General features: G+C 38.2%; 18 protein-coding genes and 2 tRNA genes. 15 read left to right on the top strand and 5 right to left on the bottom strand.

The genetic code is table 11. From position 1 onward, the window contains the following. Window positions 1–12 precede the first annotated feature (12 nt). From L1I30_RS01145 to L1I30_RS01105, 9 genes are all read left to right on the top strand, one after another. Window positions 13–1755: a LamG-like jellyroll fold domain-containing protein gene (locus L1I30_RS01145; RefSeq protein WP_236132408.1), complete on the top strand. Its 1743-nt coding sequence runs from the start codon at window positions 13–15 to the stop codon at window positions 1753–1755. 266 nt (window positions 1756–2021) lie between these two features. Next, window positions 2022–3371 carry a glucoamylase family protein gene (locus tag L1I30_RS01140; protein WP_236132407.1) on the top strand — a complete coding sequence of 450 codons (1350 nt, stop codon included), beginning with the start codon at window positions 2022–2024 and terminating at the stop codon, window positions 3369–3371. Window positions 3372–3406: 35 nt separating this feature from the next. After that, complete coding sequence (locus tag L1I30_RS01135) at window positions 3407–4789, top strand: glucoamylase family protein (RefSeq protein WP_236132406.1); 1383 nt, start codon at window positions 3407–3409, stop codon at window positions 4787–4789. 11 nt (window positions 4790–4800) lie between these two features. Further along, a complete protein-coding gene (locus tag L1I30_RS01130) occupies window positions 4801–5511 on the top strand; it encodes a carboxylesterase family protein (RefSeq protein ID WP_236132405.1) in 711 nt (236 codons plus the stop codon). A gap of 3 nt (window positions 5512–5514) precedes the next feature. Next, window positions 5515–7224, top strand: coding sequence for a sulfatase family protein (locus L1I30_RS01125; protein ID WP_236132404.1), 1710 nt, complete (start codon window positions 5515–5517; stop codon window positions 7222–7224). 13 nt (window positions 7225–7237) lie between these two features. Beyond that, entirely contained in the window at window positions 7238–9604 is a 2367-nt protein-coding gene (gene bglX / locus L1I30_RS01120) for a beta-glucosidase BglX (protein WP_236132403.1), read from the top strand. Between the two features lie 23 nt (window positions 9605–9627). Then, window positions 9628–11727 carry a glycoside hydrolase family 97 protein gene (locus tag L1I30_RS01115; RefSeq protein ID WP_236132402.1) on the top strand — a complete coding sequence of 700 codons (2100 nt, stop codon included), beginning with the start codon at window positions 9628–9630 and terminating at the stop codon, window positions 11725–11727. A 14-nt stretch (window positions 11728–11741) separates the two neighbouring features. Then, a complete protein-coding gene (locus tag L1I30_RS01110) occupies window positions 11742–13520 on the top strand; it encodes a discoidin domain-containing protein (protein WP_236132401.1) in 1779 nt (592 codons plus the stop codon). A gap of 9 nt (window positions 13521–13529) precedes the next feature. Further along, on the top strand, window positions 13530–14366 hold the full coding sequence (locus L1I30_RS01105) for an endonuclease/exonuclease/phosphatase family protein (RefSeq protein ID WP_236132400.1): 837 nt from the start codon (window positions 13530–13532) through the stop codon (window positions 14364–14366). Between the two features lie 77 nt (window positions 14367–14443). Here L1I30_RS01105 and L1I30_RS01100 read toward each other — a convergent pair whose 3' ends face one another. From L1I30_RS01100 to L1I30_RS01080, 5 genes are all read right to left on the bottom strand, one after another. After that, a complete protein-coding gene (locus L1I30_RS01100) occupies window positions 14444–15223 on the bottom strand; it encodes a DUF3050 domain-containing protein (RefSeq protein ID WP_236132399.1) in 780 nt (259 codons plus the stop codon). A 494-nt stretch (window positions 15224–15717) separates the two neighbouring features. Beyond that, a complete protein-coding gene (locus tag L1I30_RS01095; protein WP_236132398.1) occupies window positions 15718–16896 on the bottom strand; it encodes an acyl-CoA dehydrogenase family protein in 1179 nt (392 codons plus the stop codon). Window positions 16897–16956: 60 nt separating this feature from the next. After that, window positions 16957–17676, bottom strand: a complete 720-nt coding sequence (locus L1I30_RS01090; RefSeq protein ID WP_236132397.1) for a tRNA1(Val) (adenine(37)-N6)-methyltransferase — start codon at window positions 17674–17676, stop codon at window positions 16957–16959. 59 nt (window positions 17677–17735) lie between these two features. Further along, a complete protein-coding gene (gene rimM, locus L1I30_RS01085) occupies window positions 17736–18260 on the bottom strand; it encodes a ribosome maturation factor RimM (protein WP_236132396.1) in 525 nt (174 codons plus the stop codon). Window positions 18261–18275: 15 nt separating this feature from the next. Next, complete coding sequence (locus L1I30_RS01080; protein WP_236132395.1) at window positions 18276–18818, bottom strand: 30S ribosomal protein S16; 543 nt, start codon at window positions 18816–18818, stop codon at window positions 18276–18278. Window positions 18819–19138: 320 nt separating this feature from the next. Here L1I30_RS01080 and L1I30_RS01075 point away from each other — a divergent pair, with 320 nt between their 5' ends. The 6 genes from L1I30_RS01075 to L1I30_RS01050 all read left to right on the top strand — a co-directional run bounded on the left by L1I30_RS01075 (window position 19139) and on the right by L1I30_RS01050 (window position 26283). Further along, window positions 19139–19585, top strand: coding sequence for a ferritin-like domain-containing protein (locus L1I30_RS01075; protein ID WP_236132394.1), 447 nt, complete (start codon window positions 19139–19141; stop codon window positions 19583–19585). A gap of 295 nt (window positions 19586–19880) precedes the next feature. Continuing rightward, complete coding sequence (gene dnaE, locus L1I30_RS01070) at window positions 19881–24269, top strand: DNA polymerase III subunit alpha (RefSeq protein WP_236132393.1); 4389 nt, start codon at window positions 19881–19883, stop codon at window positions 24267–24269. A 165-nt stretch (window positions 24270–24434) separates the two neighbouring features. Then, window positions 24435–24752, top strand: a complete 318-nt coding sequence (trxA, locus tag L1I30_RS01065; protein WP_236132392.1) for a thioredoxin — start codon at window positions 24435–24437, stop codon at window positions 24750–24752. Window positions 24753–24851: 99 nt separating this feature from the next. After that, window positions 24852–25781 (top strand): DUF58 domain-containing protein, encoded by a 930-nt coding sequence (locus tag L1I30_RS01060; RefSeq protein ID WP_236133040.1) that lies wholly within the window; start codon window positions 24852–24854, stop codon window positions 25779–25781. 86 nt (window positions 25782–25867) lie between these two features. Further along, window positions 25868–25941: transfer RNA gene (locus L1I30_RS01055), tRNA-Asp, on the top strand. Between the two features lie 268 nt (window positions 25942–26209). Continuing rightward, window positions 26210–26283, top strand: a tRNA-Asp gene (locus L1I30_RS01050). Window positions 26284–26463: the final 180 nt, after the last annotated feature.

Genomic DNA, 26463 nt, shown 5'->3' with positions numbered 1-26463 from the left:
AAAACAATAAAAATGAAAAAATTAAATATACCTTTTATTGGATTTATTATGTTGTTTCTGACACTTTCTTCATGCGAGGATGGAATTGATGGAATAACACAGGTTGATCCCGGGCCGGATGGGGCGAATCCTCAAATTACAATTATCTCTCCTCAGGAAGGTTCTACTATTCAGGACTTGAATGTAGTGTCGAGCGTGAATATAAAGTTTCAGGTAGTAGACGATATTGAAATCGCATCGATTACAGTTGCGGTAGATGGAACAGATATCGCAACTTTTAATGACTTTAAAGATTATCGAATTGCCAAGGAGGAAATGACATACGGTAATATATCAAGTGGAGATCATACTTTAGTAATTACCGCTACAGATATAGTTGGGAATACATCTACTTCTATGGTAAACTTTAGTAAAGCCCCACCATATAGCCCCATGTTTGGAGGAGAATTCTTTTACATGCCTTTTGATGGGAATTATGTAGAATTAGTTAGTGTTACCGATGCTTCTGAAGTCGGAACTCCGGGTTTTGCCGGTACTTCATATGTAGGTACCAACGCCTATAAAGGTGCTGAAGGTGCTTATCTAACATTTCCTATAGAAGAGGAGAATTTGGGAAATAATTTTAGTGCTGCTTTTTGGTATAAAGTAAATGCAAGTCCAGATCGTGCAGGTATCTTGGTTGTTGGAAACAATGCCGATGATCGTAATCAGGGATTCAGATTGTTTAGAGAAGGAAATGGTGCAGAGCAGAGAATTAAATTAAATGTTGGAACCGGAACTGGCGAAAGCTGGAATGATGGAGGTGTTATAGATGTTGCAGCTGGAGAATGGGTACACATTGCTTTTACTATTTCAGAAAATCAATCTATAATTTATTTAAATGGTATTCCGGTTAATACCTCTGATTTATCTAAACCTATAGACTGGACAGGAACTGGAAATATCACTATAGGAGCTGGAGGAGAAACTTTCAGTTACTGGAATCATTTATCTGATTTAAGTGCGTTGGATGAAGTACGCTTATTCAACACTACTTTATCACCAACTGAAATTCAAAATATGATAGATGTCTTCACTCCTTATGAACCAAAATATGCGGGAGAGACGTTCTATATGCCTTTTAATGGAAGTAATGCTGAATTTATAGAAAACAGGCAAGCTGAGGTTGTTGGATCTCCAGATTTTACCGACGACGCAGTAATGGGAAAAGCATATGAAGGTGCAGCAGATTCTTACCTAACTTTACCTACAGAAGGTTTATTAGGAGAAGAATTTAGTGCTGCTTTTTGGTATAAAGTGAATGCAAGTCCGGATAGGGCAGGTCTTTTAACTGTTAGTCCTGAAGACCTAGATAATGCCGGATACCCAGATGTACAAAATATTCGTACCAGTGGATTTCGATTATTCAGAGAAGGTAATGCTACCGAGCAAAGGATAAAATTAAATGTAGGAACTGGAGATGCTGAAAGTTGGAATGATGGTGGTGTTGTTGATGTAACAGCAGGAGAATGGGTGCATGTGGCTTTCACCATATCTGCAGCCGAGTCTAATATTTATTTAAATGGAGTAAAGGTGAATACTTCTTCATTATCTAAACCTGTTAACTGGACAGGCACCGATTTACTTTCTATCATGTCTGGAGCTCCAAGATTTACTGAATGGGGACACAAAGCAGATAGTAGTTTAATGGATGAGTTACGCCTGTTCAATAAAGCACTTAGTGCAGCAGAAATTCAAGCTATCATGAATGAATAATTAATGGTGTTATAAAGTTCTCCGGAGTTATAAGTTCTCCGGGGTTCTTTATAATTTAATCTTAATAGATGCTAGTACTATTAATCTAGATGTAATTATCGTAGGTTTAATCACCTTATATTATTTCGTCAAAAGTGGATTTTTAGTTGATCGAGAAAATATTATTTCGCCCCTTTTTAATAATACAAAAAACATTTAATGCTTGTAACCGAATTTAATTCAGGTACCTGCATAGGAGATGTTTTTTGAAAAATGAAAGTATAAAAATGTTCAAACGCTCGTTTCTCATAGCTTTAGCTTTAATAGGTGTGTCATGCTCCAATGATTCCGGTCCCGGATATCAGGAACCTTATATTCCAACTCCAATCGATGATGATGTAGGAGAAGTGGTATTAAAGGATGATGAGCTCCTAGACCTGGTGCAGGAGCAAACTTTCAAATACTTCTATGATTTTGCTGAAGCAAATAGCGGGATGGCAAGAGAGCGATCCCAGGATAATGCATACAATGGGGATGCACCTCATATCGTAACTACCGGAGGAACCGGTTTTGGTCTGGCTTCTTTTCCAAGTGCTGTGGAAAGAGGGTGGATTAGCAAAGAAGAAGCTTTGAATAGATTAGATAAAATTCTAAATTTCCTAGAAACTGTTCCTACTTATCATGGTGCATTTTCTCACTGGTATATGGGAAATTCAGCCCAAACAAGACCATTCAGCCAATATGATAATGGTGGCGATTTGATAGAAACTGCTTTTCTGATCCAAGGCTTATTAATATGCCGTCAATATTTCGATAGCACTAATGACACCGAATCCACACTTCGTTCAAGAATAACAAAGATTTGGGAAGACGTTGAATGGGATTGGTATACTCAAAATAAGGAAGTGCTTTACTGGCACTGGTCTCCAAACTATGGATTTCAAATGAATTTACCTATTAAAGGCTGGAATGAAGGACTTATAACTTATGTGTTGGCAGCAGCATCGCCTACTCATCCAATTTCCAAAGAAGTATACATAGACGGATGGGCTTCCAATGGAGGTATTCGTACGAATAGGTCACACTACAGTTACAATATGCCATTAGGTCCTTCTTACGGCGGGCCACTTTTCTTCAGTCATTATTCTTTTATTGGGCTTGACCCAAGAACTCTAGAAGATCAATATGCCAATTATTGGAATCAAAATACATCCCATACTCTTATAAACTATGAATATTGTGTTCGAAACCCTAAGAATTACAAAGGTTATGGAGAGAATTCATGGGGGTTGACCGCCTCCGATAATTATGAGGGGTATTCCGCTCACAGTCCTACCAACGATCTTGGTGTGATAACACCCACAGCTGCGCTTTCCTCATTTCCTTATACTCCCGAAAAATCTATGGCTGCGCTAAGGTATTTTTATGAGGAGCTTGGGGATAACTTATGGGGAGATTATGGATTTTACGATGCATATTCGGAAGAGAATAACTGGTTTGCAAAAGGGTATTTAGCAATAGATCAAGGCCCCATAATCGCAATGATAGAGAATTATAGAACTCAATTACCTTGGAATTTATTTATGGCAAATCCTGAAATTAAACAAGGCTTGGATAAACTAGGATTTACGTATTAATGTTTAGCGAACTCTCAATAATAACTTTTAATAGAATGAGAAACAACTATTTAACCATCTTTACATGTGTAATTGTTCTTTTTACGGGATGTAAGAATAATCAGCAAAAAGATAAACCTACTGATGCTGAAGATTCCTTAGCTGTTAAAATTAAGGAGCTATCGGAAGATGCACTATTAGATACGGTTCAAAAACAAACCTTGAAGTATTTTTGGGAATATGCCGAGCCAAATTCGGGGATGGCAAGAGAACGTTTTCATCCTGATGGGAATTATCCTAAAAATGATGCTCATATAGTTACTTCAGGTGGCTCAGGTTTTGGCTTAATGTCTTTGGTGGTTGGAATGGAGCGCAAATTTATTCCAAAAGAAGAAGTGGTTGCCAGACTTGATAAAATAGCTGATTTCCTTACCAGTGCCGATAGATACCATGGAGCATGGTCGCACTGGATGAATGGTGAAACCGGAAAAACTCAGTCGTTTAGTAATAACGATGATGGAGGTGATATCGTAGAAACAGCTTTTCTCGCTCAAGGTTTTATTGTAGTTAGAGAATATCTTAAAAACGGGAATGAGTCTGAAAAAGCCGTTGCAGCTAAATATGATAAACTTTGGAAAAGTATAGAATGGAGTTGGTATACTAATAACAATAAAGACGTCCTTTTCTGGCACTGGTCTCCCACTCATAACTGGGAAATGAATTTTCCTTTAGAGGGGTATAACGAAACACTAATTACCTATGTGCTAGCTGCAGCTTCACCTTCGCATAGCATTAGTGCAGCTCCTTACCATAAAGGTTGGGCACGTGGTGGTGACATCAAAAGTTCTAATACAAAATATGATTTACCCCTTATTTTAAAGCATAACGGAGCTCAGAAATTTGGTGGTCCGTTATTCTGGGCGCATTATTCTTACCTAGGTTTGAACCCAAAAGGACTTTCTGATAAATACGCCAATTACTGGGATTTGAATGTAAATCATTCTAAGATCGATTATTTATACTGTGTGGCAAATCCAAACAAATTTGAAGGTTATGGCGAAAATCTTTGGGGCTTAACCGCGAGTTATACTAAAAGTGAAGATGGTAGCATTGGTTACACCGCTCATTCCCCTACGAATGATAAAGGTGTAATCTCTCCTACCGCTGCCATAAGTTCTATTCCTTATACTCCTGCAGAATCAATACGCGCTATGAGGTATTTCTATAACGACCTTCATGATCTTACTTGGGGGCCGGCTGGTTTTTACGATGCATTTAGTCTGGAGGGAGAAGATTGGGTAGCGCCAAGATATTTGGCAATAGACCAGGGGCCACAAGTGGTAATGATCGAGAATTACCGCTCGGGACTTATATGGGACTTGTTTATGGGGGCTGAAGAAATCAAAGCTGGATTAGATAAATTAGGATTTACTTATTAAAACTTATTTCGATGAAAAAAAACCTAACTCTCTTATTGCTATTCGTTATATCCGTTGCCGGGTATGCACAGATCACTGAACATTCTTTTGAGGAAGAAGTGAAAATCCCGGTTAAACTGGACTATCAGTTATATACTCCTAGTACCTATAAAAGCACTGGCGAAAAATTTCCATTGATCGTTTTCCTGCATGGAGCCGGAGAGCGAGGAGGGGAACTTTCAAGAGTTGGAATTCATGGTCCATTAAAATATATAAGGGAAGGAAATGAGCTAAACGCTGTTATTCTTGCACCTCACTGTCCGGAAGGAGTTTATTGGCAGCCAGAACAGGTAGCAGGATTGGTGAAAAAGGTGATCCAAGAAAATAATATAGATGAAACTAGAGTATATCTAACCGGTTTGAGCATGGGAGGATACGGGGTTTGGGCAACAGGAGGGGAGCACCCTGAACTGTTCGCTGCAATGGCACCTATTTGCGGAGCTATTTACAGACCTATCTATAGAAATGCTTTTCATCTAAAAGAAATGCCAATCTGGGTATTTCATGGGGCTTTAGATGATGTAGTGTTACCAGAGAATAGCAACAATATGGTGAAAGCTTTGAAGGCAGCTGGCAATGATGTGAAATATACCATCTATCCGTTTGCAAATCATAATAGTTGGGAAGAGACCTATAATAACCCAGAGTTCTATACCTGGTTGCTAAACCAAAAGAGAATTTAAAAAATGTGCTTTTCCAAGTCTAATATCATCCCATTACTGGCTTTTTTGCTTTTATTTTCTTGTCAAGAGGAAGCAAAGAAAGACATGGCGGTTTCTAATTCGCAATACGATCAGCCAAATATCATCTTTATAATGGCTGATGATCATGCGGTACAGGCAATTAGCGCTTATGGACATGCTATTGGAAAAGTTGCACCTACCCCAAATATTGACAGGCTGGCCAGAAATGGTGCTATATTTCAAAAGAATTTCTGTACCAATTCCATTTGCGGGCCCAGCAGAGCTGTAATACTTACCGGAAAGCACAGTCATATAAACGGGTTTCGGATGAACGGTGAGAAGTTCGATAATTCTCAGCAAACCTTTCCGAAGATCCTTCAAAAAAATGGGTATCAAACGGCTATAATTGGTAAGTGGCACCTACACGGTTTTCCAACCGGATTCGACCATTGGAAGATATTGAATGATCAGGGAAAATATTATAATCCTGAATTTATTGAACAAAAGGATACTGTAAATATCGATGAGGAATATGTGAATAATAATCCGCACTGGAGCATTGATATGAAAGATACTACCGTAGTAGAGGGCTATGCAACAGATCTTATCACCAATTATTCTATAGAGTGGATGGAAAAACGAGATAGAACAAAACCCTTTTATTTAATGGTGCATCATAAAGCGCCACATAGAAACTGGATGCCTGCCTTAAGGCATTTAAACTTGTACGATTCGGTTAGTTTTCCTGTACCAGAAACTTATTTTTCAGACCATGAAAATCAAAAGGCTGCCCAACAACAATTGCAAACCATCTATAAAGATATGTATGAAGGGCATGATCTAAAAATGTCTAAACATCATGGAACCGATGAGTTAGCAAGTAATCCGTGGACTGATGATTTCGAAAGAATGACGCCCGTGCAGAAAAAAATATGGAACACGGCATATCGTAAAAAGAACGATGCCATGCATGATATGCAACTATCCGGAAAAGAAATGGCCATGTGGAAACTGCAGCGCTATCTTCAGGATTATATGGCAACTATCGCTTCTGTAGATGAAGGCGTAGGGAAGATATTAGATTATCTTGAAAAAACCGGCTTAGATAAGAATACTCTGGTGATTTATACCTCAGATCAGGGTTTCTATTTAGGCGAAAAGGGCTGGTTCGATAAACGATTCATGTATGAAGAATCTTTTAAAATGCCGTTGCTTATGCAATTTCCTAAAGAGATAAAAGCCAATACCACTGTGAATGCGCTTACTCAAAACCTGGATTTTGCTCCTACTATTCTAAATTTTGCCGGAATAACCCCGCCTGCAGATATGCAAGGAATTTCGTTTAAAGGGCTTTTTTCTGAGAGTAATACTATGCCGAAACACGATGCTCTTTATTATCATTTTTACGATTTTCCAGCCTTTCATATGGTAAAACGTCATTATGGAGTACGAACAGAGAGGTATAAGCTAATCCATTTTTATGATGATATCGACCAATGGGAGTTCTACGATCTAAAAGAAGATCCCACAGAGGAGCACAATCTGTACGCTGATAGTAATTACGCAGATATTATAAATGAAATGAAACTGAAACTAGATTCTTTACAAGCTGCTTACAAGGTAACCGATAAAGAATTTGAAACCTCCTCTCCAAAATCTGTAAAGAAAGCTTACGATAATTTTGAAAAAATGAGGGGCACACCCATGGAATAAAAAATAGTAGACTATGAAAATGAATTACTCAATAAATAAGATCCCAATGTTGAAAAAGAAACTGATTTTACTAGCAATATGCGGTTGTTCTTTTGCTGTGAATGCTCAAGACAAAGCTGCAACTAAAATCCAAAGCATCGATTATTCTGCGTATAAGGCTGATAAGGTAGTAATGGATAAGAAAATAGATTCCTTACTTTCAGTAATGACCTTAACCGAAAAACTCGGTCAGCTGAATTTACCATCTTCCGGAGATATCACTACCGGACAGTCAAAAAGTTCCGACGTGGCCAAGAAAATCGAAGAAGGGAAAATTGGAGGTCTTTTCAATATCAAATCTGTTGAAAAGATCAAAGAAGTACAACGAATAGCTGTTGAAAAAAGCCGCTTGAAGATCCCATTAATCTTTGGAATGGACGTTATCCATGGATACGAGACTACTTTTCCAATTCCGTTAGGACTATCTACATCTTGGGATATGCCAATGATTGAGAAAACTGCTAAGATGGCTGCAATGGAGGCAAGTGCCGATGGTATTAACTGGACATTTTCACCCATGGTGGATATTTCAAGAGACCCACGTTGGGGTCGTGTTTCAGAAGGTAGTGGAGAAGATGCTTATTTAGGTGGAGAAATAGCCAAAGCGATGGTTCGTGGATATCAGCAGGATGATCTACGAAGAAACAATACCATTCTGGCATGTGTAAAGCATTTTGCACTATATGGTGCGTCTGAGGCGGGGAGAGATTACAATACGGTAGATATGAGTAGAATTCGAATGTATAACGAATATTTACCACCTTATAAAGCTGCAATTGATGCCGGAGTAGGTTCTGTTATGGCGTCTTTTAACGAGATAGATGGAATCCCAGCTACCGGAAACAAATGGTTGCTTACCGATCTTTTAAGAGATCAATGGAATTTTGATGGTTTTGTAGTGACCGATTATACCGGTATCAATGAAATGATCGAACATGGAATGGGAGATTTACAAACTGTTTCCGCTTTGGCATTGAATGCCGGAATCGATATGGATATGGTGGGAGAAGGTTTTGTTTCTACTCTCGAAAAATCATTATCCGAAGGAAAGGTTTCTATCGAATATATTGATGCAGCAGTTAGAAGAATTCTAGAGGCGAAGTTTCAACTAGGTTTATTTGAAGACCCGTATAGATATTGTGATGAAGAGCGTGCAAATACCGAAGTTTTTACAAAAGAAAATAGAAGTTTCGCAAGAGAGGTAGCAGCACAGTCTATGGTATTGCTAAAAAATGATAAGAATATATTGCCTATTAAAAAAACAGGAACCATTGCGGTAGTTGGACCTTTGGCCTACACAAAGGAAAACATGGCTGGAACCTGGAGTGTTGCCACTTCTCAGGATAAATCCATTTCGGTATTAGAAGGAATAAAGTCAGCCGTAGGGAATTCAGCTAAGATCTTATACGCTAAAGGAAGTAATTTATCGTATGATAAAGATTTTGAAGAGCGCGGAACAGCTTTCGGAAAAGAGATCCCGAGAGATGGAAGATCTGATGAAGAAATGAGAAAAGAGGCTTTGCAAATAGCTTCAAAAGCCGATGTAATTATTGCAGCTATTGGCGAATCTTCAGAAATGAGTGGAGAAAGCAGCAGTCGTGTAGATATTTCAATTCCAAAAGCACAGAGAGATCTACTTCAGGCATTAGTGAAAACGGGAAAACCGGTAGTTCTAGTATTGTTTAATGGTAGACCCTTGGTATTGACAGAAGAAGATAAAACGGTACCTGCAATTTTAGATGTATGGTTTGGAGGAAGCGAGACGGGAGATGCCATTGCTGATGTATTATTTGGAGATGTAAATCCATCGGCCAAGATCACAGCAACCTTTCCAAGAAGTGTAGGGCAAATTCCAATTTTTTACAATCATAAGAATACCGGAAGACCACTTGGTAACAAAGAGGGGAAATTTGTGAAATTCCGTTCTAATTATATCGACGAGCGCAACGAACCGCTATATCCATTTGGGTACGGATTGAGCTACACAACTTTTAATTATGACAACTTAAAATTAAGCACCGATAAATTGAGTGAAAAAGACTCTTTGGAAATTTCTGTAGATGTAAAGAACAGTGGGGATTACGATGGAAAAGAGGTTGTTCAGCTCTACATTAGAGACTTAGTTGGGTCGGTTACCAGACCGGTGAAAGAACTAAAAGGTTTCCAAAAGATCTTCCTGAAAAAAGGAGAAACCAAGACGGTAACTTTTAAATTGACCACTGAAGATTTGAAGTTTTATAATTCAAGTTTAGATCATGTATATGAATTAGGGGATTTTGAAGTTTTTGTAGGAACCAACTCTGAAGAAAATTTAAAGTCTAAATTTGAGCTAGTTAAATAATTAGCATGTATAAATTAAAACTTATGAAAAAACTATGTTTTCTGCTGCTGGCGTGTTCTTTTTTCACGCTTTCAGCACAACAGCTCGAGTCTCCCTCAAAACAGATACAGGTAGAATTTTCTTTAGATGCAAAAGGAACACCTACTTATAGTGTTACTTATAAAGGGAAAGAGGTAGTAAAGACCAGTAAAATGGGACTCTCTTTAAAAGAAGATACAGCACTTGTGCAGGGCTTTAGTCTTGTTAATAAAGAAGAGACTAATGTGGATGAAACTTGGAATCCTGTGTTGGGGGAACAATCCACCATCAGAAATCATTACAATCAGGCAAGTTTTCATTTACTTCAAAAGGAAACCAACAGAAAATTGGATATCGTTTTTAAAGTGTATGATGAGGGAGTTGCTTTTAGATATGAATTTCCTTCAGAAGATGCTGTAAGATATTTCGTGGTCTCTGAAGAGAATACAGAATTCAACCTCACCGGAGATCACAATACCTTCTGGATTCCCGGAGATTTTGACAGTCAGGAGTATGTCTATAGTGAGAGTAAATTATCTGAAATAGACAATTCTAAACTCGACTTGAATAATGGGATCGCACTTAAAAGTATAGAAAGTAAGTACCGAGTGCAATCGCCCTTAATGATGAAATCTAAGGACGGCCTATATCTTAACATTTTTGAAGCTGCGGTAGTGAATTATCCGGTGATGCATTTAGATGTAAATACTGAAAATTTCGAATTGAAATCGAAATTAGTTCCTAATGCGGTGGGAGATATGGCGTACTTAAGAACACCATCGGTTACACCATGGAGAACTATTATGGTTAGCGACGATGCTCGTGATATTGTAGCCTCAAAAATGATCTTAAACCTGAATGAACCAAATAAAATTGAAGATGTTTCCTGGATCAAGCCTATGAAATATGTAGGTATTTGGTGGGAAATGCATGTGGGGAAATCAACTTGGGATTTTGCAGGAAGTCAGAATGCTCAAAATGCAGCCTCACAAGAATTAGTGCCAAGTGGAAAGCATGGCGCAACTACTGAGAATACGAAGAGATATATAGATTTTGCTGCCAAACACGGATTTGATGGGGTGCTGGTAGAAGGTTGGAATGTAGGTTGGGAAGATTGGTTTGGGAACTGGAAAGAAGACGTCTTCGATTTTGTTACTCCTTATCCCGATTTCGACTTGAAAGAAGTATCGGATTATGCAAAATCAAAAGGAGTGAAAATGATCATGCATCATGAAACCTCAGCTTCAGTAGCAAATTATGAAAGACACCTGGACAGAGCCTTCAACTTGATGAAGGAATATGGTTATCCTGCAGTAAAATCGGGATATGTAGGAAGAATTATTCCAAGAGGTGAATTTCATGACGGACAAACTATGGTAAACCATTTTAACTATGTGGCTCAGCGCGCTGCAGATTATAAGATCATGGTGAATTCGCACGAAAGTGTGCGTCCTACGGGTTATAGCAGAACGTACCCTAACTACATTGCAGCAGAAGCGGCTCGTGGAAACGAGTTTAATGCATGGAGTTCCGGGAACGATCCGAAGCATGAAACCATCTTGCCATTTACACGATTACTAGGAGGTCCTATGGATTATACACCCGGTATCTTCGAAATTAAGATGAGCGTGTACGATCCTGAGAAAACAGAACAGGTACATACAACCTTGGCAAAACAATTGGCATTATACGTAACTATGTATTCTCCTTTACAAATGGCGGCCGATCTGCCAGAGAATTACGAAAAGTATCTTGATGCATTTCAATTTATAAAAGACGTGCCGGTAGATTGGCAGGATTCAAAGTATTTGGAGGCAGAACCTGGTGATTATTTAAGTGTTGCAAGAAAAGATAAGAATTCAGAAAGCTGGTTTCTGGGAGCTATTACCGATGAAAATGCTCGTAAAACAGAGATCAAACTCGATTTCCTTACTCCGGGTAAGAAATATAAAGCAACCATCTATGCCGATGGTAAAAATGCCGATTGGGAAAAGAATCCGAAGAGCTATGCTATAAAAACCCGCACGGTAACCAGTAAAACGAAATTAAAACTCGAACTGGCCGCAGGAGGTGGTGCAGCGATTAGTATCGTGCCCATTAATTAAAATTCAAGATCCCTATGATTTTTCAAAAGCTAATAAAAAGTTCAACAATTCTACTAATTGCTATATGCCTGATTTCTGCGTTAGAAGTGCAGGCACAGCAAACTACTTATTGTAATCCTGTTAATATTGATTATGGGTATACTCCCATTCCAAATTTTGCAACTCAGGGAAAACATCGTGCTACCGCCGATCCTGTTATCGTAAATTTTAAAGGGAAATACTTTTTATTTTCGACCAATCAATGGGGATATTGGTGGAGTGACGATATGAGCGATTGGAAATTTGTGCCCAGACGTTTCTTATTACCGCAACACGACGTTTACGATGAGCTTTGTGCACCGGCTGTATTTGTAATGAAAGATGAAATGTATGTGGTTGGTTCTACCCACGGTCCTTCCTTCCCTATCTGGAAAAGTAAAAATCCTACCGAAGATGATTGGGAAATAGCAGTAGACTCTCTAAAGGTTGGCGCATGGGATCCCGGTTTTTTATATGATGAGGAAAAAGATAAGCTCTTTCTATATTGGGGGTCAAGTAACGAGTTTCCTCTTTTGGGTACCGAAATAAACACTAAGACCTTACAATCGGAAGGTTTTGTAAAGCCTCTAATGTCTTTACATCCTGAAGACCATGGTTGGGAGCGTTTTGGTGAATACAATGATAATACGTTCTTACAACCCTTTATGGAAGGGGCTTGGGTTACCAAATACAACAATAAATACTATTTACAATATGGCGCACCGGCTACCGAGTTTAGCGGATACGCAGATGGCGTTTATGTAAGTGACAAGCCATTAGATGGATTTGCATATCAAACGCATAATCCATTTTCATATAAGCCGGGAGGATTTGCCCGCGGAGCGGGGCATGGGGCTACTTACCAGGATAACTTCGGAAATTGGTGGCATGTTTCAACGGTGATCTTAGGAGTTAAGAATAATTTTGAACGTAGAGTCGGTATCTGGCCTGCCGGCTTCGATAAAGATGATGTACTTTACAGTAATACAGCCTATGGAGATTATCCAACTTATTTGCCTCAAAAGAATGCCGATCATATAAAAGGTCTATTTACAGGTTGGATGTTATTGAATTATAACAAGCCTGTTCAGGTATCTTCAACTCTAGGAGGGTTTCAGGCTAATAATGCGGTTGATGAAGATTTAAAAACGTATTGGTCGGCTAAAACAAGCGATAAGGGCGAATGGTTCCAAACCGATCTGGGAGAGATCTCTACGGTAAATGCTATTCAGATAAATTATGCCGATCAGGATGTGGAATTTCTTGGTAAAACCTTGGGGAAATACCATCAGTATAAATTATATATTTCTAACGATGGCAAGAACTGGAAGTTGTTGGTAGATAAAAGCAAGAATAAAACAGATGTGCCCCACGATTATATCGAGCTAAAAACTCCTGTAAAGGCGCGTTATGTGAAATTGGAAAATATAAAAATGCCTACCGGAAAATTTGCCTTAAGCGGATTAAGGATCTTCGGAAAAGGTGCTGGAGAAAAACCAACGCCAGTAGAAAATTTCATGGTGCTAAGAGCGAGTCCTAAGAAATTTGGAGAAAGAAGAAGTTCATGGATAAGATGGCAGCAAAACCCGGATGCCGATGGATATATGATCTATTTTGGAAAATCACCTGATAAGCTGTATGGCAGCATCATGGTATATGGAAAAAACGATTATTTCTTCACGGGAATGGACAGAACCGACACCTATTATTTCCAGATAGAAGCTTTTAATAATAATGGGATATCTGACAGGACACCAGTGGTAATTTCAGAATAAATAGAGACTATGAAGAAATTAACCGCTTTAATCATTTTGTTGATAGGAGGGATTCTTCATGCACAGGAACTATCTGTGCTTACCTATAATATTAAATATGATGCTACAAACGATACTATAAACGGTTGGGCGAACAGAAAGAACTTTTTGATCTCACAACTTAACTTTAATCATCCCGATATCTTTGGAATACAGGAAGGTTTGCATCATCAGCTTGAAGATATTAAGGAAGGTTTGCCTAATTATGAGTATTTTGGTGTAGGTCGGGACAATGGTGATGAAAAAGGAGAGTTTACAGCCATTTTCTATAATTCTGAAAAAGTGGAACTTCTGGAGCAGGATACTTTTTGGCTGTCAGAAACACCAGATGTCCCATCTATAGGTTGGGATGCTGCCTATAAAAGAATTTGTACGTACGGTATCTTTAAACTAAAAGGTGCCTCCGAAAAAATAATAGTTTTCAATACCCATTTCGATCACCGCGGGATCATAGCTAGGGAAAAAAGTGCATTCTTGGTCCTGAAGCAAATTGAGAAAATTAATAAAGGCGACCTGCCGGTGGTCCTAATGGGAGATTTCAATTTAGAATTGAATACGGCAGGAGTGAAGGCTATTTTGAAAAAACTTAAGGATACTCATAGTGTTGCAGGAACTGCTGCCTTTGGTCCAGAGGGAACTTTTAATGGCTTCCATTTTGAAGAGCCTGTAACCCGAAAAATAGATTTTGTTTTTTCTTCCTCGAATATTCAGGTTGTGAAAAGCGGGATCTTAAGTGACGCTAAAAATTGCAAATATCCATCTGATCACTTTCCGGTATATGTAGAATTAAAGCTGGGTGAAGATTGATCTCTTTGTAGGTAATTAAAAAGCTCATAATGAAGTGATAACTTCATTATGAGCTTTTTAATTTTAGCTATATATGTTTAGCTTAAAACTACAGTTTTTGAGATCTCCTCTTCAATTCCATTCCATAGTAAAATGCGTTTTTCCAATGCTTGTTTTGAAACTTCTTCTACTTCCTGCCATTTTTTAGCATCACCATCACACAGCTCTTCGATCATTTTAAAGGCCATAGGTCCGTGTTCGTCAGCATCCAGTTCTATATGTCTGTCAAAGTAATATTTGAATAATTTAAGGTCTTCTTCCGGGAAATTTTGCTGCACATTGTTAATGATAGAAGTGAACATGTCCGGGATTAAGCCTTCGCGACCAAAGGTAAAAGCAGCGGCTACTTTATGGGGTTTTCCTTCAGCAATCACTTCAAAAGTGAATTTTAAGAATTGCTTGATGCTTAGTGGTAAATTACTAGCGGCAATAATGAGGAAGATATCGGTTCCATGTGCTACCTGAGCTGTGAAATCGTTGATTTCTTTTGTGCTCGCTCCTGACGTTTTCATGGCATCCAAGTACATTTCAAAATGACTTTGGTGCTCACCCTGCATATTTACATCGGTTTCTTCAGCAAGTACTATTTCATTAATCAAATAACGAATTTCCGGATTTCCTATCGGAAGCCAAGGCGTGGTTGTTTTGGTGAGTTTCTCCTGCAATGATTTCAGCAGGGACATAAAATCCCATACCGCAAAAACGTGATGCTCCATAAAACTTTTTAAATGCTCTGGCTCGGTAATTTTACTGTAGAGAGAATGATTTAACAGTTGTAGGGTTTCGGGTTCTAATGTCTTGGTAATCTTGGTAATCATAAAACTAAACTTTCATTTGTGCAAAAGTAACTTCCCATGATCGATCTGAAAAATGATAACAAGCTTTTCTCCAATATTTAACGAATGTATAAGTAGGCCGATTGCTTTTATATACTATTTTCTATTGAAGCGTGTGTGAATGCTTAAACAGAGCTCAGTTTTCACCAAGATTGCACCTCTCGTATTTGGTTTAGGACTGTAGGAGGAGATTCCTGAAAGCCTGTTACTGGCAAATCAGGATATCTACGATGTTATTGTAATAGGAATTCTGTTTATGATTATAAACAGAACAAATACTTACTGGCCAGTTTAGGTGAAAAGCAAATACTACAACCATTCTTGAACAAGTGTGCCGCTGAGCAGTACTCCAAAGAAAAGTTTAAAGCCTTGTCTATAAAAGAAAGCAGAATCTTTTAGCTTTTATTAGATCTTTATAGAGTAAAAAAAAGACCGGGTGTAATTCCGGTCTTTTTTAGGTTGTAAATAAGTAATGCTTAGCTAAACGCCGGTATTCCAGTAATATCCATTCCTGTTATTAGTAAATGAATATCATGAGTTCCTTCGTAAGTGATTACACTTTCTAAATTCATCATATGTCTCATGATGCTATACTCGCCAGTGATACCCATTGCTCCAAGGACTTGTCGTGCTTCTCTGGCAATGTTCAAAGCCATTTCTACATTATTCCTTTTTGCCATCGAAATTTGAGCTGAAGTGGCCTTACCTTCATTTCTCAAAACGCCAAGTCTCCAGGCTAATAATTGAGCTTTTGTGATTTCAGTGATCATTTCGGCAAGTTTCTTTTGCTGCAACTGGAATCCGGCAATTGGTTTTCCAAACTGCATACGTTCTTTTGCGTATCTCAGGGCAGTATCGTAACAATCCATAGCAGCACCAATTGCACCCCAAGCAATACCGAATCGCGCAGAATCCAGACAACCAAGTGGAGCTCCTAATCCAGATTTATTGGGAAGCAGGTTCTCTTTAGGTATTTTTACATTATCGAAGATCAATTCTCCGGTTGCACTTGCTCTTAGGGACCATTTGTTGTGAGTTTCAGGAGTAGAGAAACCTTCCATGCCACGCTCTACTATAAGTCCGTGAATACGTCCTTCTTCATTTTTTGCCCAAACCACGGCAATATCGGCAAAAGGAGAATTGGAGATCCAGAGTTTTGCTCCATTAAGCAGGTAGTGATCGCCTTTATCTTTAAAATTGGTAACCATTCCACCGGGATTCGAGCCGTGATCTGGCTCAGTAAGTCCAAAACATCCCATAAATTCTCCGGAGGCTAATTTTGGTAAGAATTTTTTCTTTTGTTCTTCACTTCCATATTTATAGATAGGGTACATAACCAGTGAAGATTGCACCGACGCTGTAGAACGTACTCCACTATCACCTCTTTCAATTTCCTGCATGATCAAACCATATGATATCTGGTCAAGTCCTGCCCCACCATATTCTTCAGGAATATAGGGTCCAAAAGCACCAATTTCAGCTAGACCTGAAATAATAGACTTTGGAAACTTAGCCTCTTGTGCGGCTTCTTCTATAATCGGGGACACATCACGCTTAACCCATTCACGGGCAGCATCACGAACCATTTTATGCTCTTCGGTAAGGAGGTCGTCAAGATTGTAATAATCAGGCGCTTGAAAAAGATCTGGTTTCATTTAGTTTGATTTTATTAACCAAAAATAACCAACCGAAATCTAGTAAGCAATATAAAACAACTATAATTTAAGGTAGAAAGCCTCTACCATTTTCCTGTATTCGGGGGTGTAGTGATGCCTGCTTTCTTCCAAAACCAAAACCTTTCTTTCAATTTCCTTTTGCTGAAAGCTGAAATCGATCAGGCTGCGTTTTACTTTAGCTTCAGCATTTCCTTTTACTTCAGTGATCTTATTTGGAAATAAATAATTGGAAGCGGCAAGTTCTAAAAAAGATTGTTCAGCCTCTTTGGGAAGAATAATGCAAAAATGCCCATCCTCAGATAATAAAGAGGCAACACCTTTAGTTAGTTCTTCAAAAGGTAAGGCAAATTGAAATCTTGCTGTTTCCCGGGAAGTGGTTTCTAGACTTTCATTAGAAGGAAAAAATGGAGGATTGCTCACAATGAGGTCGTATTTTTCTCCCTGCATTTCATCTACAAATTCATCAAATCCTGCATGGTAACAAAATAAGCGATCTCCCCAAGGGCTATTCTCGAAATTTTCAGTGGCTTGTTCAAAAGCATCATCATCTATCTCTAAAGCATCTATCAATTCAATATCACTCCGTTGTGCAAGCATGAGCGAAATAATGCCTGTACCGGCTCCAATATCTAAAATAGAGTTAGCGGTAGGAGGTATAGTAACCCAGGCTCCAAGCAAAACTCCATCGGTGCCAATTTTCATGGCGCATTTATCCTGAGCGATGCTGAATTCTTTGAATTGAAATGGTTTATTCGCCATTGAATGTGAATTTATAGAAGCGTAATATATGGTAATAGGAGATCAAAAAAGTACCTTGACTATAGATAAAGATCTATAAGGCCTTCGGGAGTCTTTAAATAGATGGTCTTATTTTCTTTATCCAGTTTTTCAATGAATTCATCATTCATGGGGATCAGGATCTGATTTCCATCTTTTTCAATCTCAAAGAGAGATTGAGCAGTAGTGTCGTTAATAGAAACGATGGTTCCTACAGTACCATAATTAATGTCTTCTACCGTAAAACCAATAATCTCATGGAAGTAGAATTGATGATCTTCCAATTCAGGTAATAAAGTGAGTGGAAGGTAAAGGTCGCATTTCATAAGGTCGTCTGCGTCTTCCTCGGTATCTACATCTTCAAATTTAGCTCGTAAAAGATCGCTTTTATGAAGGGAACTTCTTTCAATAAAAAATGGAATCAGATTTTCGTTGTAATCAACGAAAACCGATTCCATTTCTAAGTAAACTTCGGGTTCATCAGTATCAAGTTTAATTAATACTTCCCCCTTGAAACTAAATTTACTAACGATTTTTCCTAAATAGAAACATTCTTCTTTAAGCATCGTTAGTGAGTTAAATTAAGCTTCTTTGTTTTCTTCAGTAGATGCTTCTTCTGCAGGTGCAGCAGCAGCTTCTTCAGCAGCTTTAGCCTCATCAGCGGCAGCAGTTGCAGCTTCGTTAGCAGCAGCTTCACGCTTAGCATTTACTTCTTTTTCAGCTTCAAGAGCTTTTGCTTTCGCAGCTTCTTGAGCACTAGATAAAGTTTCTTTTTTGTCAGATACTTTTCCTTCTTTCTCATTTACCCAAGCTTGGAATTTTTCTTCCGCTTGTTCTTCAGTAAGTGCTCCTTTTCTAACCCCACCAGCTAGGTGATTTTTAAGAAGAACACCTTTGTAAGAAAGTATTGCGCGAGCAGTGTCTGTTGGTTGAGCACCGTTTTGTAACCACTTCACAGCTCCATCAACATCTAATTCGATAGTGGCAGGATTGGTGTTTGGGTTGTAGATACCAATTTTATCAAGGTATTTACCGTCTCTTTTTGCACGTGCGTCAGCAGCAATAATCCAGTAAAAAGGTTTTCCTTTTTTACCGTGTCTTTGTAATCTAATTTTTACAGGCATAATAATTAATTAGTGAGGTTCTCGACCTCGGTTATTAATGAGTGTGCAAAGATACTATAAATATTTATTCTGAAAGCTAATATTTAAGAGGAAAAAATATAAGGATATACCCTTTGTAATTAGAGGTTTAAGTGAGGTGATTTGTACCTTCAAAATATTGTTTTTATAAACTTGTTAGCATAATTAAAGCTTTATGGAATCTATATTGTTAATTCCAGTTAATTAGTGCTAAACCCTGTTAAATGGATTGGTCGGGGTGTTTTTAGCTTGTACTTTTATGACATTGAAATTAATTTAAATAATCAAAAAAATATAAAATTATGAGTTATTCTGAAGATGTTGCAGGTAAATTAAACGAACTTTTGGAGAAGAATTACGATGCCGAGAAAGGCTATAAATTTGCTGCAGAGCAGGTGAAAGATGTAAAGTTAAAATTGTTTTTTGAAGAAAGGGCAAAAGAGCGATATGATTTTGGACATGAATTGAAGACCGAGATTAGAAGTTTTGGAGAAGCTCCTGAAAAAGGTTCGAGCTTAAAAGGAGATATTCACCGTTCCTGGATGAATCTTAAAACCACTTTTTCTTCCGATAAGGAAGAGTCTGTGCTGGAAGAGGCAATACGAGGAGAGAAAGCTGCGGTAGAAGAATATAATGACATTCTTAAGAACGCAAATATCCCGGCTTCCACAGGAAATATTTTAATAAAACAACGTGATTCCATTAAAGCTGCCCTTAATAGTGTAGAATTTAAAGAGGAGAGATATTAAGATCAATTAAAAGAACTGGTTAGATTAGTTGGGAGCCCTGATTTTCATGTAATAAACGGCATGGGATTCAGGGCTTTTTTTGCTGGTGAAAATGGTTGATAAATCTATGAGGATATAGTTATATCTCTTTTCTATTTTTGTTATTTTTAAGCCGAAACCAGAAATTCCCATTTTTACTTTAATGCCTTTATTTTGAAGATATTAATGTTTTGCCGAAATTCATTTTCAGCTTTATTTTTCGGGAATTTATAGCGAAATGTGCTTTACTGCTGTAAGGTCACCCCAAAACTTATCTATGTATTTAATTTTTGATACCGAAACTACCGGCTTGCCAAAACGCTGGGATGCCCCATTAACCGATCTTGATAACTGGCCACGCTGTATTCAAATAGCATGGCAGTTGCATGATGAGATGGGAAATGTTATAGAACATCAAGATTATTTGGTAAAACCTGAAGGTTTCAATATTCCCTATGATGCCGAAAAAATTCATGGGATCTCTACCGAGCTCGCCGAAGAGGAAGGGGTTTCTTTGGAGGAGGTTTTAGGGAAATTCAACATAGCACTGGGGAGATCGAAATTTGTAGTTGGACAGAACGTTGGTTTCGATTTAAATATCATGGGTGCTGAGTTCCTTAGAAAAGGAATGGAAAATACTTTGGAGAATTTTCCAGTGCTCGACACCTGTACCGAAAGAACTGCCGAATTATGTCAGTTACCTGGTGGGCGCTACGGGAAATTCAAACTGCCTACGCTTACTGAATTGCACGAATTTCTGTTCAATGAGCCTTTCGCAGAAGCGCATAATGCCACTGCCGATGTAGAAGCAACTACCCGTTGTTTTTTAGAATTGATTAGACAGGAGCTTTACACGAAAGAGCAACTAGATGTACCTTCTAATTATTTTGAGAATTTTTCAGAGGCCAACCCTCAGCCTATTCAGCTTATAGGTTTAAAGCATATTAATTTAAAGAAGGCTTCTGAAAAAATAAGAGCTCGTTTAGAGAAACAGCAGCCTTCAGAAACTGTTTCTACAGAAGAAATTCAGGAGAACTTAGAGAAGTTGGATGAAGTGAGATTTTCTCATTTGCATAACCACTCCCAATTTTCAATTTTACAATCAACTATAAGTATTAAAGACCTTGTGAATATTGCGGCGGCCGAAAATATGCCCGCTGTAGCACTTACCGATCATGGAAATATGATGGGGGCCTTTCATTTTGTAAAGGAAATAGGGGCTTATAATAAGTCAATAAAAGCCAAAAATGAGGCTGCGCTCGCAAATAATGAGTCTGCTACCGCCAAAGAGCTAAAGGCTATTTTAGGTTGTGAGTTTTTTGTATGTGAAGATCATAAAGATAAGTCCAGAAAAGATAATGGATACCAGGTAGTATTACTTGCTAAGAATAAGAATGGCTATCACAATCTGGCAAAAATGGCATCTATTGCTTATACCAATGGTTTCTACTATGTGCCTAGAATAGATAGAAAGGTAATAGAACAATATAAAGAAGATATAATTGTGCTAACCGGTAACCTTTATGGAGAAGTACCGGGTAAAATTTTGAATGTAGGAGAGAATCAGGCAGAAGAGGCTTTGATATGGTGGAAAGAAACCTTTGATGCCGATCTTTATATAGAGCTCATGCGCCACGGGCAGGAAGAGGAAAATCGTGTAAATAATGTACTGGTGCAGTTTGCTAAAAAGCACAAGGTAAAACTTGTCGCTACAAACAATACTTATTATTGTGCGCAAGAGGATGCAAATGCACATGATATTTTGCTGTGTGTAAAAGATGGTGAAAAACAGGCTACCCCCATAGGTAGAGGTAGAGGTTATAGATACGGTTTGCCAAATAATGAGTATTATTTCAAGTCCGATGAGGAGATGAAATCGCTCTTTAAAGACTTGCCGGAAGCCATTTCTAATATTCAGGAGGTGGTAGATAAGATCGAACCTTTTGAACTAGCACGCGACGTATTGTTACCTGCTTTCGATATTCCTGAGGAGTTTATTGTTGAAGAGGACAAAGTAGATGATGGTAAACGTGGGGAAAATGCTTTTTTGAAACATATTACGTACGTTGGAGCAAAAGAACGTTATGGGGAGATTACCGAAGATATCAAGACTCGTTTAGATTTTGAATTATCGGTTATTGAGAAAACTGGGTATCCGGGATACTTCCTTATTGTGGAAGATTTTATTAGAGCTGCACGAACCATGGATGTTTCGGTGGGTCCCGGTAGGGGTTCTGCTGCGGGAAGTGCAGTTGCCTACTGTTTAAAGATCACCAATATCGATCCAATTAAATACGACCTACTTTTTGAGCGTTTCTTAAATCCGGACAGGGTGAGTATGCCCGATATTGATATCGATTTTGATGATGAAGGTCGAAGTAGGGTTATGGATTACGTAATAAAGAAGTACGGTGCAAACCAGGTTGCTCAAATCATTACATATGGTACCATGGCTGCGAAATCTTCTATTCGAGATACCGCGCGTGTATTGGACCTTCCTTTAAATGAGGCAGATAGAATAGCTAAGTTAATTCCTAATATGTCCAAGTTAGGAAAGATCTTCGGTCAGAGTGATAAAGACCTTAAAAAGAACTTCAGAAGTGAAGATCTTGAAAAGGTGAATGAACTTTTAAATATTGCCGAGGGAGACGATCTGGAGGCACAAACCTTAAATCAGGCGAGAATATTAGAGGGCTCGGTTAGAAATACCGGGATACATGCCTGTGGGGTAATTATAACACCTAGTGATATTACCAACTTCGTACCGGTATCCTTGGCAAAAGACTCAGATCTATATGTAACCCAGTTTGACAACTCTGTAGTAGAAAGTGCGGGCTTGCTGAAAATGGACTTCTTGGGGTTGAAAACATTAACCCTTATAAAGGACACGGTAAAAATCGTAAAAGGTAGACATGATATAGATCTGGATCCTGATAACTTTCCGTTAGACGATGAAAAGACCTATGAGCTTTTTCAGCGTGGGGAAACAGTAGGGATATTCCAGTATGAATCTCCGGGAATGCAGAAGCATATGAAAGATCTTAAGCCAACTGTGTTTGATGATCTTATTGCTATGAATGCCTTGTATCGTCCCGGGCCAATGGAATATATCCCAAGTTTTATTGCGCGTAAGCATGGAGATGAAGAGATAGCTTACGATCTTGATGATATGGAGGAATACCTTAAGGAGACTTATGGTATTACAGTTTATCAGGAGCAGGTGATGCTTCTGTCTCAAAAGCTTGCTGGGTTTACTAAAGGTGAAGCCGATGTTTTGAGAAAGGCAATGGGGAAAAAGATCTTTGCCCTACTGGAGCAGTTAAAGCCTAAATTTTTGGATGGAGGAGAGGCTAAGGGGCATAAAAGAGAAACTTTAGAGAAGGTATGGAAAGACTGGGAGGCATTTGCAGCATATGCCTTCAATAAGTCTCACTCCACCTGTTATGCCTGGATTGCTTATCAAACAGCATATCTAAAAGCACATTATCCGGCAGAATATATGGCGGCAGTACTTTCAAATAATATGAACGATATTAAGCAGGTGACCTTCTTTATGGAAGAGTGCAAGCGAATGAAATTGAATGTGCTTGGACCTGATGTAAATGAATCATATTACAAGTTCTCAGTAAACAAAGAGAATGCGGTTAGGTTTGGAATGGGTGCTATTAAAGGAGTAGGATCGGGGGCTGTGGCCACTATTGTTGAGAATAGAAAAGGAGATAAAGGACATTATAGATCAATTTTTGATATGGCTAAGCGTATAGATTTGCGTGCAGCTAATAAGAAGGCTTTTGAAAACCTAGCTATCGCTGGTGGTTTTGATGGCTTTGGAAATCATAGAGCCCAATACTTCCATGATGAAGGAGATGGAATAAGTTTCCTTGAAAAGGTGGTAAAATATGCGGTGAAATTTCAAGATAGCGAAAACTCTTCACAGGTGAGCCTTTTTGGAGAGGCAAGCGATGTGCAAATTCCAGAACCGGTTGTTCCGCCTTGTGAAGAATGGGGAACCATGGAAAAGCTGAAAAGAGAAAAGGAAGTGGTGGGAATTTATATCTCCGGTCATCCTTTAGACGATTTTAAGGCAGAAATGCATTATTTCAGCAACGCAAAAGTGTCCGATTTTAAAGCTCTGGAATCTTTTGTGAACAGAGAACTGGCATTTGGAGGAGTGGTGTCAGATGTGCAGCATAGGGTTTCTAAAATGGGTAAAGGTTGGGCAGCCTTTACGGTAGAAGATTATTGGGATTCTTATGAGTTCAGGATCTTTGGAGAAGAATATTTAAGGTTTCAGCATTTCCTCGTCCCCAATAATTTTGTCTATATAAAAGCTTTTGTAAAAGAAGGCTGGACTAATAGAGAAACAGGAAGTAAAGGAGAGCCCCGACTTCAATTCAATAATTTTCAACTCTTGCATGATGTAATGGATATGTATGCCAGAAAAATCACTATTCAGCTTGATATAAATGAATTGAAGGAAGATACCATAGATAATTTGAAGGATATAATTCGCTCTCATAAAGGCGATCATAAGTTGCATTTTATCGTATATGAAATGAAAGAAATGGTGAAAGTGAACATGACTAGTAGGAGGCAAAAGGTAAAGATATCTCAAGAGCTATTAAATGCTTTGGAAGGAGAACGCGTTGTTTATAAATTGAATTAACGATAATTGTTATACTTAAAATCTTTAACAAACCTGCCGCAATGATTGGCATAGGATTAAAAATAAGTTAATATGATAACTACATAGTAAAATCTAATATAGAGGGTGTAAGGTTTGGTGAAATATTTGACTATTTTTACATATTAATTGATAAATAAATAAATTATGGCTTTAGAGATAACAGATGCTAATTTTGATGAAACCGTTTTAAAAAGCGATAAACCTGTTATGGTTGACTTTTGGGCGGCATGGTGCGGACCTTGTAGAATGGTTGGACCAATTATCGATGACATTAGCAAAGATTATGAAGGAAAAGCAGTTGTTGGAAAATTGGACGTAGATGCCAATCAAGAATTTGCGGCTAAGTACGGTGTCAGAAACATTCCTACAGTTTTGATATTTCAAAACGGAGAAGTTGTAGGTCGTCAGGTAGGAGTTGCTCCTAAAAACACCTATGCAGAAGCTTTAGACGCTTTACTATAGTTTTCTAAACTCACTTATATATATCAAGCCTCACAACTTTAATTGTGGGGCTTTTTTATGCTCTAATTTTAATTCTTACTTTTAAGACTAAATCATTTTATAATGCTTCAACAGGAAGTGCATAAGGCCGGAAATTTTTCAAATCTCGATCTATTAGCTAAGCAGGTCGTAGAAGGCTTCATTTCAGGAATGCATAAAAGTCCGTTCCATGGGTTTTCAGCAGAATTTGCAGAGCACAAAATTTATAATAAAGGGGAAAGTACAAAACATATAGACTGGAAGCTTTTTGCTAAAACAGATAAGCTTTATACAAAAAGATATGAAGAAGAAACTAACCTGCGGTGTCATATAATAATAGATAATTCGGCCTCCATGCATTTTCCTCTGGTAAATGATTTTTTACGTAATTCTCTCAATAAAATTGGTTTTTCGGCTCTTGCCGCGGCTGCTTTAGTGCAACTTTTAAAAAAGCAGCGCGATGCAGTAGGCTTGAGTGTTTATAATGAAGCCTATGAATACTACGCTCCCGAAAAAGGGAGTGAAAGGCATCATCAAATGTTACTCAGTCAGTTGGAAGGGGTGATTGCAACACCGCTCAAAAATAAAAAGACCGATAGTTATACCTTTTTGCATCAAATAGCCGAAAAATTAAAGCGGAGGTCGCTGGTATTTTTATTTACCGATATGTTTCAGGAAGATAAAGAGGAAGCAGAGTTGTTTGAAGCCTTAAAACATTTAAAATATAACAAGCACGAGGTTGTATTGTTTCATGTAATGGACAAAGCCAGGGAGGTTGATTTTGATTTTAACAATACACCTAAGCGATTTTTAGATATTGAAACAGCGGCACATATAGATCTTTATGCCGATAATTTTAAAGAAAATTATCGAGCTGAGGTGTTGAAATATGTAAACAACTTAAAATTACAATGTGCTAAATACAAGATTAAGTACGTTGGAGTGGACATTCAAGAGAATTTTGAAAAAATTTTACTCACCTATTTAGTTGAAAGACAAAATTTTGCGTGAAAAATTAGGGTCGCTATCAAAAACTTTTAAAAAAAGGTTTGTGGAATCTAAAAACAGCTGTATATTTGCCCTCGCAATAGAGCAACGGTCTGGTAGTTCAGTTGGTTAGAATACCTGCCTGTCACGCAGGGGGTCGCGAGTTCGAGTCTCGTCCAGACCGCAAAATTGCAAAAAGCTTCAAGAAATTGAAGCTTTTTTTGGCAATATTAATGAAGTTGTGTTGTTTATCCCGAGAGATTGGGGTATGTGGTTAAGATGCTGAATTTATTCAGCTCATGCCAATGAGAAGCTTTTTTCCATGCAATTGGAAAAGGGCTTTTTTATTTTTACACCTATTTTTTTAACCAGATTTAATATTATAATTTCATTTAAAAAAAAGGTTGCGTAATCCAAAAAGTGCAGTATATTTGCGCTCGCAATAAAGCAACGGTCTGGTAGTTCAGTTGGTTAGAATACCTGCCTGTCACGCAGGGGGTCGCGAGTTCGAGTCTCGTCCAGACCGCAAAATTGCAAAAAGAAGCTCTAAGAAATTAGAGCTTTTTTTAGCGCTATAAATGAAGTTGTGTTGTTTGTCTCGAGAGATCGGGAGATTGTGGTTAAGATACTGAATTTATTCAGTTTACGCCAATGAAAAGCTTTTTCCTATATGTATAGGAGAAGGCTTTTTTGTTTTTTATAGCAT

Origin of the sequence: Gillisia lutea (genome assembly GCF_021568705.1) — a bacterium.
GTDB classification, from domain to species: domain Bacteria; phylum Bacteroidota; class Bacteroidia; order Flavobacteriales; family Flavobacteriaceae; genus Gillisia; species Gillisia lutea.
Note: the sequence above shows the minus strand (reverse complement) of the source record. Positions and strands in the feature narration are given on the sequence as shown.

What these genes read in the sequence shown, in the direction of transcription:
- dnaE (WP_236132393.1), top strand. Translation starts at nt 19,881, where the DNA reads ATGTATTTAATTTTTGATACCGAAACTACCGGCTTGCCAAAACGCTGG.
- L1I30_RS01090 (WP_236132397.1), bottom strand. Translation starts at nt 17,676, where the DNA reads ATGGCGAATAAACCATTTCAATTCAAAGAATTCAGCATCGCTCAGGAT.
- L1I30_RS01075 (WP_236132394.1), top strand. Translation starts at nt 19,139, where the DNA reads ATGAGTTATTCTGAAGATGTTGCAGGTAAATTAAACGAACTTTTGGAG.
- L1I30_RS01130 (WP_236132405.1), top strand. Translation starts at nt 4,801, where the DNA reads ATGAAAAAAAACCTAACTCTCTTATTGCTATTCGTTATATCCGTTGCC.
- L1I30_RS01145 (WP_236132408.1), top strand. Translation starts at nt 13, where the DNA reads ATGAAAAAATTAAATATACCTTTTATTGGATTTATTATGTTGTTTCTG.
- L1I30_RS01105 (WP_236132400.1), top strand. Translation starts at nt 13,530, where the DNA reads ATGAAGAAATTAACCGCTTTAATCATTTTGTTGATAGGAGGGATTCTT.
- trxA (WP_236132392.1), top strand. Translation starts at nt 24,435, where the DNA reads ATGGCTTTAGAGATAACAGATGCTAATTTTGATGAAACCGTTTTAAAA.
- L1I30_RS01110 (WP_236132401.1), top strand. Translation starts at nt 11,742, where the DNA reads ATGATTTTTCAAAAGCTAATAAAAAGTTCAACAATTCTACTAATTGCT.
- L1I30_RS01095 (WP_236132398.1), bottom strand. Translation starts at nt 16,896, where the DNA reads ATGAAACCAGATCTTTTTCAAGCGCCTGATTATTACAATCTTGACGAC.
- L1I30_RS01125 (WP_236132404.1), top strand. Translation starts at nt 5,515, where the DNA reads ATGTGCTTTTCCAAGTCTAATATCATCCCATTACTGGCTTTTTTGCTT.
- L1I30_RS01100 (WP_236132399.1), bottom strand. Translation starts at nt 15,223, where the DNA reads ATGATTACCAAGATTACCAAGACATTAGAACCCGAAACCCTACAACTG.
- rimM (WP_236132396.1), bottom strand. Translation starts at nt 18,260, where the DNA reads ATGCTTAAAGAAGAATGTTTCTATTTAGGAAAAATCGTTAGTAAATTT.
- L1I30_RS01135 (WP_236132406.1), top strand. Translation starts at nt 3,407, where the DNA reads ATGAGAAACAACTATTTAACCATCTTTACATGTGTAATTGTTCTTTTT.
- L1I30_RS01080 (WP_236132395.1), bottom strand. Translation starts at nt 18,818, where the DNA reads ATGCCTGTAAAAATTAGATTACAAAGACACGGTAAAAAAGGAAAACCT.
- L1I30_RS01115 (WP_236132402.1), top strand. Translation starts at nt 9,628, where the DNA reads ATGAAAAAACTATGTTTTCTGCTGCTGGCGTGTTCTTTTTTCACGCTT.
- L1I30_RS01140 (WP_236132407.1), top strand. Translation starts at nt 2,022, where the DNA reads ATGTTCAAACGCTCGTTTCTCATAGCTTTAGCTTTAATAGGTGTGTCA.
- bglX (WP_236132403.1), top strand. Translation starts at nt 7,238, where the DNA reads ATGAAAATGAATTACTCAATAAATAAGATCCCAATGTTGAAAAAGAAA.